A 12,557-nucleotide genomic window follows, 5' to 3' on the forward strand; every position below is an offset into this window, starting at 1 on the left:
GGTGGTTTGCTGAAAACGACTTATAGGACTATCTAATGCTTGTCTATATTTTAAGATTAAAATTAAATCTTATCATATCATTATTGAGTAAAGTTAGGCGGAAATTAAAAGCGAAGTTTTTTGTTCTGCTTAGCGGATATGATTTTAAAATGGTTGGGAAGAATTTTAAATTGAATGTCAAACCGTACTCTGCAAAAAATAACACCTCTTCCAAATGGGGTAGTATGCGGGTTGGTGATAACTGCTGGATTGAAGCTGTATATAATTATGGTGATGAAAAATTTGAACCTTATTTGTACATAGGTGATCGTATATGTTTAAGTGATAATGTTCATATTTCTTGCGTATCATGTTTAATTTTAGAAAACGATATATTAATTGGTAGCAAAGTTTATATAGGCGATCATAGCCATGGCAGTTATAAAGTATGCAGTCCGAAAATAGAACCGCCAGCAAATAAGCCATTAGGTGATATTGCTCCTATTAAAATAGGTAATTGCTGCTGGATTGGAGATAATGCAGTAATTCTGGCTGGTAGTGAAATTTGTGATGGCTGTGTAATCGCAGCTAATTCAGTCGTCAAGGATTTAAAAGTCGATAAGCCATGTTTAATTGGTGGGGTTCCTGCTAAAGTAATAAAGGTATTTTAAAATGAATGTTTTTATCAGTATTTGTATACCGTCTTATAATAGAGCTGAGTTTTTAGAGCCACTACTGGATAGCATATATAATCAAGATTATTGTTTAAACAATAATGATTTTGAGGTCATTGTTTGTGAAGATAAATCTCCACAAAGAGATGAGATAAACTCTATTATCGAAAACTATAAAGCAAAAAATAATAAACATAATCTTCATGTTAATTTCAATGAAGATAATTTAGGCTATGATAAGAATTTAAAAAAATGCATTAGTTTGACGACAGGTAAATATTGCATGATCATGGGCAACGATGATCTATTAGCAGATGGAGCGTTATCAAAAATAGTGAAAGTTTTGAAGGCTAATCCTGAAATTGTATTGGCTACGCGAGCGTATGGTTGGTTTAAGGAAAATCCGAATGAGTTATGTGATACTGTTCGTCATTTAACAGACGATACTTTATTTCAGCCGGGGGCTGATGCCATTAAATTTTTCTTCCGTAGAGTTGGAGTTATTTCAGGCTTTATTGTCAATGCTGAAAAAGCAAAAAAACTATCGAGTGATTTATTTGATGGGCGTTTATATTATCAAATGTACCTTGCTGGTATGCTAATGGCTGAAGGTCAGGGATACTATTTTAGCGACGTGATGACATTGTCGAGGGATACAGAGGCTCCTGACTTTGGTAACGCTGGAACTGAAAAAGGAGTTTTCACCCCGGGGGGGTATAAACCAGAGGGCCGTATACATATGGTTGAAGGCTTGTTGCTAATTGCAAAATATATAGAAGATACAACAAAAATTGATGGCGTTTATGCTGGAATTAGAAAAGACTTAGCGAACTATTTTTATCCTTATATTCGAGATCAACTCGACTTGCCTCTTTATACTTATATTAAAATGATAAATAAATTTCGGGAAATGGGATTTTCAAATGAAAAGCTTTTCTATGTGCATGCCTTTTTAGGGTATGTACTAAAACGGAGGGGCTATGATGCTTTAATTAAATACATTCGTAGCAAAAAAGGCGGTACTCCGCGTCTTGGTATTTAACCTCCACTTTCAAAAAATGTTATGAATATACTTCTTGCTGCGATATTAGGCGTTAACTTATTTTCTCCATATATTAGTTCGTGGATGGTGGGTATGCTGCCATTTCCACCAGGAGCAATCCTAAGGGATGTACTCAATGTATTTTTTGTGGCGTTAGTGCTAGTTCGATTTGTCATTGATAGGAAAAAAACTTATTTTCCGTTGATTTTTACTATTTTTTCATGGTCGGCGGTAATACTATGGGTAATAGCGTTAACTATATTCTCACCGGATAAAATTCAAGCAATTATGGGGGGGCGGAGTTATATTTTATTCCCGGCAGTTTTCATAGCATTAGTGATTTTAAAAGTATCATACCCGCAATCCTTAAATATTGAAAAAATAGTTTGCTACATAATTTTTCTAATGTTTATAGTTGCGACAATATCTATTATTGATGTACTAATGAATGGAGAGTTCATTAAATTGCTCGGATATGATGAGCATTATGCAGGAGAACAATTAAACTTAATTAATAGCTATGATGGGATGGTCCGGGCTACAGGCGGTTTTAGTGATGCTCTCAATTTTGGATATATGCTCACATTAGGTGTTTTGTTATGTATGGAGTGTTTTTCCCAAGGATATAAAAGATTATTGATGCTTATTATTAGTTTTGTGCTATTTATAGCGATCTGCATGAGTCTTACTAGAGGAGCAATACTTGTTGCTGCGCTTATTTACGCACTTTATATAATTTCAAATCGGAAGATGCTTCTTTGTGGAATAACTTTATTTGTAATAATTATACCCGTTTTAGCAATTTCTACTAATATTTTTGACAACTATACAGAAATTTTGATCGGCAGGTTTACAGATTCGTCTCAGGCATCGCGTGGATCTACACAGGGACGGATAGATATGGCAATTAATTCATTAAACTTCCTGTCAGAACATCCATCAGGTATAGGTCTGGGTACTCAAGGTTCAGGAAACATGCTTTCGGTAAAAGATAATAGGTTAAATACGGATAATTATTTTTTCTGGATCGCCCTTGAGACTGGTATTATTGGCTTAATCATAAATATTATTTATCTAGCAAGTCAATTTTATTCTTCAACTTTACTAAATAGAATATATGGCAGTCATTGTAGCAATATGCACTATAGATTATATTTTCTCTTTGGAAGTATATATTTTATAAGTGCAGCGTTAAGTTCAGCACCTTCGTCATCAACTTTTTCTATATATTATTGGACAGTTTTAGCTTTGATTCCATTTTTAAAATTAACAAATAGACGGTGCACGCGATAATGAATAATAAAAAGGTTTTGATGGATATTAGTTGGTCTAATAAAGGGGGTATTGGACGTTTTACTGATGAAATTTCTAAACTACTATGTGATATATCTAAGGAGGAACTATATAGAAAATGTGCTTCTCCGCTGGCCCCATTAGGTTTAGCAGTCAATATTTTTCTGCGAAAGAAAACTGATGTGGTTTTTCTTCCTGGCTATATCCCACCACTTTTTTGTTCGAAAAAGTTCATAATAACAATACATGATCTAAATCATCTGGATTTAAATGATAATTCCTCTCTTTTTAAGAGGTTATTTTATAATTTTATAATAAAGCGCGGTTGTAGAAAAGCATATAAAATATTCACAGTTTCGAATTTTTCAAAAGAAAGAATAGTAGCATGGTCAGGTGTAAACCCTAATAAAATAGTCACGGTATATAATGGGGTATCTAGTCTATTTAATGCCGATGTAAAACCATTGAATTTAGGCTATAAATATTTGCTATGTGTAGGAAACAGAAAAACTCATAAGAATGAGAAGTGTGTTATATCTGCCTTTGCCAAAGCAGATATTGATCCAGCAATAAAACTCGTTTTTACTGGTAATCCTTGTAATGATTTAGAAAAACTAATAATACAACATGGTTTAAGTGAACGTGTAAAGTTCTTTGGGTTCGTGTCTGAAAAAGATTTACCATCGTTATATAAGGGCTCGTTAGGATTAGTTTTCCCTTCTTTATATGAAGGTTTTGGATTACCTGTAGTGGAGAGCATGGCCTGTGGTATTCCTGTATTAACTTCTCTAACTTCATCATTGCCAGAGGTGGCTGGAGATGCAGCGATTCTTGTCGACCCTCTTTCGGAAGATGCTATTACTAAAGGAATTTCGAGGTTAATTAATGATTCTGAACTTCGTAAGCATTTAATCCAAAAGGGGCTTTTGCGGGCAAAGAGGTTCAATTGGCAAAACGTGGTTAGTGAGATTGAAATGGTACTGACAGAGGCATGTGATGGAAATAAATGAAATAAAAATATCTCTCGTTCATGAGTGGTTATTAAGTTATGCAGGCTCCGAACAGGTATCATCTGCCATCCTGCATATTTTCCCTGAAGCGAAGTTATATTCGGTGGTTGATTTTCTAACGGATGAACAAAGAAGACATTTTCTGGGGAAATATGCGACTACCACATTTATTCAAAATTTACCTAAAGCTAAAAAATTTTACCAGAAATATTTACCACTAATGCCACTGGCTATTGAACAACTTGATTTATCAGATGCTAATATCATCATTAGTAGCGCCCATTCCGTTGCAAAAGGTGTTATTTCCGGACCAGATCAGCTTCACATTAGCTATGTTCATTCTCCTATTCGATATGCGTGGGATTTACAGCATCAGTACCTTAATGAGTCTAACCTGAATAAAGGAATTAAAGGTTGGTTAGCAAAATGGCTTCTTCACAAAATACGAATTTGGGATTCTCGAACCGCAAATGGGGTTGATCATTTTATAGCTAATTCTCAATATATCGCGCGTAGAATTAAAAAAGTATACAGACGTGAGGCTTCAGTTATATATCCGCCTGTAGATGTGGATAATTTTGAAGTAAAAAATGAAAAGCAAGACTATTATTTCACAGCATCCCGTATGGTACCCTACAAACGTATTGATCTTATTGTCGAAGCCTTTAGTAAAATGCCGGAAAAGAAATTAGTAGTTATTGGTGATGGACCGGAGATGAAAAAAATAAAGAGCAAGGCTACAGACAATATAAAATTGCTCGGTTATCAATCTTTTCCTGTTTTAAAAGAGTATATGCAGAGCGCCAGGGCGTTTGTTTTTGCAGCGGAAGAGGACTTTGGAATAATACCTGTCGAAGCTCAAGCTTGCGGTACCCCTGTTATTGCCTTTGGGAAGGGAGGGGCCTTAGAAACCGTTCGCCCACTAGGTATAGAGGAACCGACTGGCATTTTCTTCAAGGAACAGAATATTGCTTCTTTGCATGAAGCTGTTAGTGAGTTTGAAAAAAATGCATCATTTTTTACATCTCAGGCTTGTAGAAAAAATGCAGAAAAATTTTCTCGATCAAGATTTGAACAAGAATTTAAGAACTTTGTTAATGAAAAGTGGAATCTTTTCAAAACAGAACAGATTATTAAACGTTAATTATGGTTTATTGAATGTCTAAATTAATACCAGTAATAATGGCCGGTGGGATTGGTAGCCGTTTGTGGCCACTTTCACGTGAAGAGCATCCGAAACAGTTTTTAAGCGTAGATGGTGAATTATCTATGCTGCAAAACACCATTAAAAGATTGACTCCTCTTTTGGCTGGAGAACCTTTAGTCATTTGTAATGATAGTCACCGCTTCCTTGTCGCTGAACAACTTCGAGCTATAAATAAACTAGCAAATAACATCATATTAGAGCCAGTGGGGCGTAATACAGCCCCAGCTATAGCGCTGGCCGCTTTTTGTTCACTTCAGAATGTCGTCGATGAAGACCCGCTTTTGCTTGTCCTTGCTGCGGATCATGTCATCCGCGATGAGAAAGTGTTTCTTAAAGCTATCAATCACGCTGAATTTTTTGCAACACAAGGTAAGCTAGTAACGTTTGGTATTGTACCCACACAGGCCGAAACTGGCTACGGTTATATTTGTAGAGGTGAAGCAATCGGGGAAGATGCTTTTTCTGTAGCCGAATTTGTAGAGAAGCCTGATTTCGATACAGCGCGTCATTATGTAGATTCAGAGAAATATTATTGGAACAGCGGTATGTTCCTTTTTCGTGCAAGTAGTTACTTACAAGAATTAAAGGATCTGTCCCCCGATATTTACCAAGCATGTGAAAATGCGGTAGGGAGTATTAATCCTGATCTTGATTTTATCCGTATTGATAAAGAAGCATTCGCAATGTGCCCTAGTGATTCTATCGATTATGCGGTAATGGAACATACTAGGCATGCAGTTGTCGTACCGATGAATGCCGGCTGGTCAGATGTGGGGTCATGGTCTTCACTGTGGGATATTTCTAAGAAAGATCCACAACGTAATGTATTACATGGCGATATTTTTGCATATAATAGTAAAGATAATTATATCTATTCTGAAAAATCGTTTATTAGTACAATCGGAGTAAATAATTTAGTTATCGTGCAGACAGCAGATGCCTTATTAGTATCTGATAAAGATTCAGTCCAGGATGTTAAAAAAGTTGTTGATTATTTAAAAGCTAATAATAGAAACGAACATAAAAAACATTTAGAGGTTTTCCGACCGTGGGGAAAATTTAGCGTAATTCATAGTGGCGATAATTATTTAGTTAAAAGAATAACTGTTAAACCAGGCGCGAAGTTTGCTGCTCAGATGCATCTCCATCGTGCTGAGCATTGGATAGTGGTATCTGGTACTGCTTGTATTACTAAGGGGGAAGAAATTTTTACAATTTCGGAGAATGAATCAACATTTATACCTGCTAATACAGTTCATACGTTAAAAAACCCCGCGACTATTCCATTAGAACTAATAGAAATTCAATCTGGCACCTATCTTGCGGAGGATGATATTATTCGCCTGGAGAAACATTCTGGATATCTGGAGTAATGAATTGATGAAAAATATATATAATACTTACGATGTTATCAACAAATCTGGAATTAATTTTGGAACCAGTGGTGCCCGCGGCCTTGTTACCGATTTTACACCCGAAGTTTGCGCAGCATTTACCATTTCCTTTTTGACAGTAATGCAGCAAAGATTCTCATTTACAACGGTTGCGCTCGCAATTGATAATCGTCCAAGCAGTTACGCGATGGCTCAAGCTTGTGCTGCTGCTTTGCAAGAAAAAGGAATTAAAACCGTTTACTATGGCGTAATTCCAACACCTGCTTTAGCTCATCAATCAATTTCCGATAAAGTACCTGCAATCATGGTTACTGGCAGTCATATCCCTTTTGACCGTAATGGCCTGAAATTTTATAGGCCAGATGGTGAAATTACTAAAGATGATGAGAATGCTATTATTCATGTTGAAGCCTCATTTATGAAGCCTAAGCTTGAACAATTGACAATTTCCACAATCGCTGCTGGAAATTATATTCTACGATATACCTCATTATTTCCAATGCCATTCTTAAAAAATAAGCGCATTGGAATTTATGAGCATTCTAGTGCGGGTCGTGATCTCTATAAGACGTTATTCAAAATGTTGGGTGCTACAGTTGTTAGTTTAGCAAGGAGCGACGAATTTGTTCCTATTGATACTGAAGCTGTAAGTGAAGATGATAGAAATAAAGCAATCACATGGGCAAAAAAATATCAGTTAGATGCTATATTTTCAACTGATGGTGATGGAGATCGCCCTCTGATAGCTGACGAATATGGAAATTGGTTAAGAGGAGATATATTAGGCCTTCTGTGCTCTCTCGAATTAGCTGCTGATGCAGTCGCTATTCCTGTAAGCTGCAACAGTACAATCTCATCTGGTAACTTTTTTAAACATGTGGAACGAACAAAGATTGGTTCACCCTATGTGATTGCAGCATTTGCTAAATTATCTGCAAACTATAATTGTATAGCTGGTTTTGAAGCGAATGGTGGCTTTCTGCTAGGTAGCGATGTTTATATTAATCAGCGTTTACTTAAGGCATTACCAACACGTGATGCTTTATTACCTGCCATTATGCTTCTGTTTGGTAGCAAGGACAAAAGTATTAGTGAGCTTGTTAAAAAACTTCCTGCTCGCTATACCTATTCAAACAGATTACAGGATATAAGTGTTAAAACAAGTATGTCTCTAATAAATCTTGGTCTGACAGATCAAGAGGATTTTTTGCAGTATATTGGTTTTAATAAACATCATATATTACATTCTGATGTTACTGATGGCTTTAGAATCACTATCGATAACAATAATATTATTCATTTACGACCTTCAGGCAATGCCCCTGAGTTGCGTTGCTATGCGGAGGCTGACTCGCAAGAGGATGCATGTAATATTGTTGAAACTGTTCTCTCTAATATCAAAAGCAAACTGGGTAGAGCTTAATGGCTGTTGATATAGAGCGTTTCTTTCCAGTAATACTTTGTCTGGTTATCTGGTACCCAGGTTGAGGGTGAGGATTAAATGGATCGTTTTGATAATAAGTATAACCCAAATTTATGCAAAATATTATTGGCTATATCAGATTTATTGTTTTTTAATGTAGCCTTATGGGCATCGCTAGGTGTTGTATATTTAATCTTTGATGAAGTTCAGCGATTTGTACCACAAGAGCAATTGGATAATCGATTTATATCACATTTTATTCTATCTATAGTATGCGTTGGATGGTTTTGGGTTCGGCTGCGTCACTATACATATCGAAAGCCATTCTGGTATGAGTTGAAAGAGGTTATTCGTACTATCGTTATTTTTGCTGTGTTTGATTTGGCTTTAATTGCTTTTACAAAATGGCAGTTTTCACGCTATGTCTGGGTGTTTTGTTGGACTTTTGCCATAATCCTGGTGCCTTTTTTTCGCGCACTTACAAAGCATTTATTGAACAAGCTAGGTATCTGGAAGAAAAAAACTATCATCCTGGGGAGCGGACAGAATGCTCGTGGTGCATATTCTGCGCTGCAAAGTGAGGAGATGATGGGGTTTGATGTTATCGCTTTTTTTGATACGGATGCGTCAGATGCTGAAATAAATATGTTGCCGGTGATAAAGGATACTGAGACTATTTGGGATTTAAATCGTACAGGTGATGTCCATTATATCCTTGCTTATGAATACACCGAGTTGGAGAAAACACATTTTTGGCTACGTGAACTTTCAAAACATCATTGTCGTTCTGTTACTGTCGTCCCCTCGTTTAGAGGATTGCCGTTATATAATACAGATATGTCTTTTATCTTTAGCCATGAAGTTATGTTATTAAGGATACAAAATAACTTGGCTAAAAGGTCGTCCCGTTTTCTCAAACGGACATTTGATATTGTTTGTTCAATAATGATTCTTATAATTGCATCACCACTTATGATTTATCTGTGGTATAAAGTTACTCGAGATGGTGGTCCGGCTATTTATGGTCACCAGCGAGTAGGCCGGCATGGAAAACTTTTTCCATGCTACAAATTTCGTTCTATGGTTATGAATTCTCAAGAGGTACTAAAAGAACTTTTGGCTAACGATCCTATTGCCAGAGCTGAATGGGAAAAAGATTTTAAACTGAAAAATGATCCTCGAATCACAGCTGTAGGTCGATTTATACGTAAAACTAGCCTTGATGAGTTGCCACAACTTTTTAATGTACTAAAAGGTGATATGAGCCTGGTTGGACCACGACCTATCGTTTCGGATGAACTGGAGCGTTATTGTGATGATGTTGATTATTATTTGATGGCAAAGCCGGGCATGACAGGTCTATGGCAAGTGAGTGGGCGTAATGATGTTGATTATGACACTCGTGTTTATTTTGATTCCTGGTATGTTAAAAACTGGACGCTTTGGAATGATATTGCCATTCTGTTTAAAACAGCGAAAGTTGTTTTGCGGCGAGATGGTGCGTATTAAGCTTACCGAGAAGTACTGAATAATAATTGTATAAAATAGCCTGCGTAAAATCTGAACGCATCAATCGCTACCTTAATATCATACCTTTGAGTTAACATACTATTCACCTTTAACCTGCCATGACCGTTTGTGGCAGGGTTTCCACACCTGACAGGAGTATGTAATGTCCAAGCAACAGATCGGCGTCGTCGGTATGGCAGTGATGGGGCGCAACCTCGCGCTCAACATCGAAAGCCGTGGTTATACCGTCTCCGTTTTCAACCGCTCCCGTGAAAAGACCGAAGAAGTGATTGCCGAGAATCCCGGCAAAAAGCTGGTGCCTTATTACACGGTGAAAGAGTTTGTTGAATCCCTCGAAACGCCTCGTCGTATCCTGTTAATGGTGAAAGCGGGCGCAGGTACTGATGCAGCTATCGATTCGCTGAAACCGTATCTGGAAAAAGGCGATATCATTATTGATGGCGGTAACACCTTCTTCCAGGACACAATCCGTCGCAATCGCGAGCTGTCTGCGGAAGGTTTTAACTTTATCGGTACCGGTGTTTCCGGTGGTGAAGAGGGCGCGCTGAAAGGGCCATCTATCATGCCTGGCGGTCAGAAAGATGCCTATGAACTGGTGGCGCCGATCCTGACGAAGATTGCTGCCGTGGCGGAAGATGGCGAACCGTGCGTGACCTATATCGGCGCCGATGGTGCTGGTCACTACGTCAAGATGGTCCACAATGGTATTGAATATGGCGATATGCAGCTTATCGCTGAAGCTTACTCCCTGCTGAAAGGCGGCCTGAACCTCAGCAATGAAGAGTTGGCGAACACTTTTACTGAGTGGAATAACGGCGAGCTGAGCAGCTATCTGATCGACATCACTAAAGACATCTTCACTAAAAAAGATGAAGACGGAAACTACCTGGTGGATGTCATTCTTGATGAAGCCGCCAACAAAGGGACCGGTAAATGGACCAGCCAGAGCGCGCTGGATCTGGGTGAACCGCTGTCGCTGATTACCGAATCCGTCTTTGCGCGTTACATCTCTTCGTTGAAAGCGCAACGTGTTGCCGCATCTAAAGTGCTCTCCGGGCCGAAAGCGCAGCCGGCAGGCGACAAAGCTGAATTTATCGAGAAAGTGCGTCGCGCGCTGTATCTTGGCAAGATCGTCTCCTATGCGCAGGGCTTCTCGCAGCTACGCGCCGCGTCTGATGAATATCACTGGGATCTCAACTACGGCGAGATTGCTAAGATTTTCCGTGCGGGTTGTATCATTCGCGCTCAGTTCCTGCAGAAAATCACCGATGCCTACGCAGAAAACGCTGGTATTGCCAATTTGCTGTTAGCGCCTTACTTCAAGAAAATTGCTGATGAGTACCAGCAGGCGCTGCGTGATGTTGTGGCTTACGCGGTGCAGAACGGCATTCCGGTGCCGACATTCTCTGCGGCAGTGGCCTACTATGACAGCTATCGCGCCGCAGTACTGCCAGCTAACTTAATTCAGGCGCAGCGTGACTACTTTGGTGCGCACACCTATAAACGTACTGATAAAGAAGGCATTTTCCATACCGAATGGTTGGAGTAATTTCTGCAAAAATGTTTAAGCCCGGTTTAATACCGGGCTTTTTTTATCTCTATTCTTATTGATTTATCGCTTTTGCTTAATATTAACTTAATAATCTGTGTTTATCGTAATGAAGATAATCTGAATTGTTTTCGTCTGCGTTGCACTTTATATACTCAGGCGTTAAAACTTTAATATCTTATCAGGATGCGAAATACATCATGATTCATAATTAAGTTAATTCTGAGAGCGAATAATGAAAATCACGATATCCGGGACGGGTTATGTTGGCTTGTCTAATGGTTTGCTTATTGCACAACATCATGATGTGGTGGCGTTAGACATTGTTCCTTCCCGTGTTGAACTGTTAAATGATCGGATATCTCCGATTGTTGATAAAGAAATTCAGCAATTTTTAAAGGAAGATAACATCAGATTCAGAGCAACGCTGGATAAGTTTGATGCGTACCAGAATGCAGATTACGTCATTATTGCTACGCCTACGGATTACGATCCCAAAACCAACTATTTTAATACGTCCAGTGTGGAATCGGTCATTCAGGATGTGATCAGCATCAACCCCGCAGCCGTGATGATTATTAAGTCTACGGTGCCGGTTGGCTTCACGACGGCAATGCGTCAGAAGTTTGCGACAGAAAATATCATTTTCTCTCCGGAGTTTTTACGTGAAGGTAAAGCCCTTTACGATAACCTTTATCCCTCCCGTATCGTGATTGGGGAACAGTCTGAGCGCGCCAGAGAATTTGCCGCATTACTCCAGGAAGGCGCTATTAAACAGGAGATTCCGACGCTGTTTACGGACTCCACTGAGGCGGAAGCTATTAAACTTTTCGCCAATACTTATCTCGCTATGCGAGTCGCTTATTTTAATGAATTAGACAGCTATGCTGAAACGTTAGGATTAAATACCCGACAAATTATTGAAGGGGTGTGCCTCGACCCGCGTATTGGCAATCATTATAATAATCCCTCTTTTGGTTATGGCGGATATTGTTTGCCAAAAGATACCAAACAGTTGCTGGCCAATTATCAGTCGGTGCCTAATAATATTATCTCCGCTATCGTTGAAGCAAACCGTACGCGTAAAGATTTTATTGCCGACGCTATCCTCGCCAGAAAGCCTAAAGTGGTAGGCATTTATCGCCTGATTATGAAGAGTGGCTCCGATAACTTCCGCGCCTCATCGATTCAGGGGATTATGAAGCGCATTAAAGCGAAAGGCGTAGAGGTCATCATCTATGAGCCGGTAATGGAAGAAGATACTTTCTTTAACTCACGCCTTGAACGTGATTTGCACTACTTTAAACAGCAGGCGGATGTCATTATTTCCAACAGGATGGCGGCAGAGCTTTTGGATGTCGCTGAAAAAGTGTATACCCGCGATCTTTTCGGTAGTGATTAATAAGGCAATCGGGGCTGATGAGTCCCGATGATTTATTGACCAAATGGAAATAAT

10 protein-coding genes are annotated in these 12,557 nt (G+C 38.7%); all 10 read left to right on the forward strand.

Annotation, left to right across the window (positions count from 1 at the left end):
- Positions 1 to 35 precede the first annotated feature (35 nt).
- The 10 genes from ACLJPQ_RS05625 (at position 36) to ugd (ending at position 12,503) form a co-directional block, all read left to right on the forward strand.
- Positions 36 to 650: an acyltransferase gene (locus tag ACLJPQ_RS05625; RefSeq protein WP_001529348.1), complete on the forward strand. Its 615-nt coding sequence runs from the start codon at positions 36 to 38 to the stop codon at positions 648 to 650.
- Between the two features lies 1 nt (position 651).
- Positions 652 to 1,695, forward strand: a complete 1,044-nt coding sequence (locus tag ACLJPQ_RS05630; RefSeq protein WP_001100432.1) for a glycosyltransferase family 2 protein — start codon at positions 652 to 654, stop codon at positions 1,693 to 1,695.
- Between the two features lie 93 nt (positions 1,696 to 1,788).
- A complete protein-coding gene (locus ACLJPQ_RS05635; RefSeq protein ID WP_001529369.1) occupies positions 1,789 to 2,988 on the forward strand; it encodes an O-antigen polymerase in 1,200 nt (399 codons plus the stop codon).
- A complete protein-coding gene (locus ACLJPQ_RS05640) occupies positions 2,988 to 3,998 on the forward strand; it encodes a glycosyltransferase family 4 protein (RefSeq protein WP_001060529.1) in 1,011 nt (336 codons plus the stop codon). Before ACLJPQ_RS05635 ends, ACLJPQ_RS05640 begins: the two co-directional genes overlap by 1 nt.
- On the forward strand, positions 3,985 to 5,142 hold the full coding sequence (locus tag ACLJPQ_RS05645; protein ID WP_001529342.1) for a glycosyltransferase family 4 protein: 1,158 nt from the start codon (positions 3,985 to 3,987) through the stop codon (positions 5,140 to 5,142). The genes ACLJPQ_RS05640 and ACLJPQ_RS05645 overlap by 14 nt, the downstream gene beginning before the upstream one ends.
- Before the next feature lie 14 nt (positions 5,143 to 5,156).
- Positions 5,157 to 6,578 (forward strand): mannose-1-phosphate guanylyltransferase/mannose-6-phosphate isomerase, encoded by a 1,422-nt coding sequence (locus tag ACLJPQ_RS05650; RefSeq protein ID WP_001519056.1) that lies wholly within the window; start codon positions 5,157 to 5,159, stop codon positions 6,576 to 6,578.
- Between the two features lie 7 nt (positions 6,579 to 6,585).
- On the forward strand, positions 6,586 to 8,022 hold the full coding sequence (locus ACLJPQ_RS05655) for a phosphomannomutase (protein ID WP_080184646.1): 1,437 nt from the start codon (positions 6,586 to 6,588) through the stop codon (positions 8,020 to 8,022).
- Positions 8,023 to 8,100: 78 nt separating this feature from the next.
- Positions 8,101 to 9,531, forward strand: coding sequence for an undecaprenyl-phosphate galactose phosphotransferase (locus tag ACLJPQ_RS05660; protein ID WP_000373565.1), 1,431 nt, complete (start codon positions 8,101 to 8,103; stop codon positions 9,529 to 9,531).
- A 163-nt stretch (positions 9,532 to 9,694) separates the two neighbouring features.
- Positions 9,695 to 11,101 carry an NADP-dependent phosphogluconate dehydrogenase gene (gene gndA, locus ACLJPQ_RS05665; RefSeq protein ID WP_000043532.1) on the forward strand — a complete coding sequence of 469 codons (1,407 nt, stop codon included), beginning with the start codon at positions 9,695 to 9,697 and terminating at the stop codon, positions 11,099 to 11,101.
- A 235-nt stretch (positions 11,102 to 11,336) separates the two neighbouring features.
- On the forward strand, positions 11,337 to 12,503 hold the full coding sequence (ugd, locus tag ACLJPQ_RS05670) for a UDP-glucose 6-dehydrogenase (RefSeq protein WP_080184645.1): 1,167 nt from the start codon (positions 11,337 to 11,339) through the stop codon (positions 12,501 to 12,503).
- Positions 12,504 to 12,557 lie beyond the last annotated feature (54 nt).

It is taken from the genome of Salmonella sp. SAL04213, assembly GCF_046550535.1.
GTDB classification, from domain to species: domain Bacteria; phylum Pseudomonadota; class Gammaproteobacteria; order Enterobacterales; family Enterobacteriaceae; genus Salmonella; species Salmonella enterica.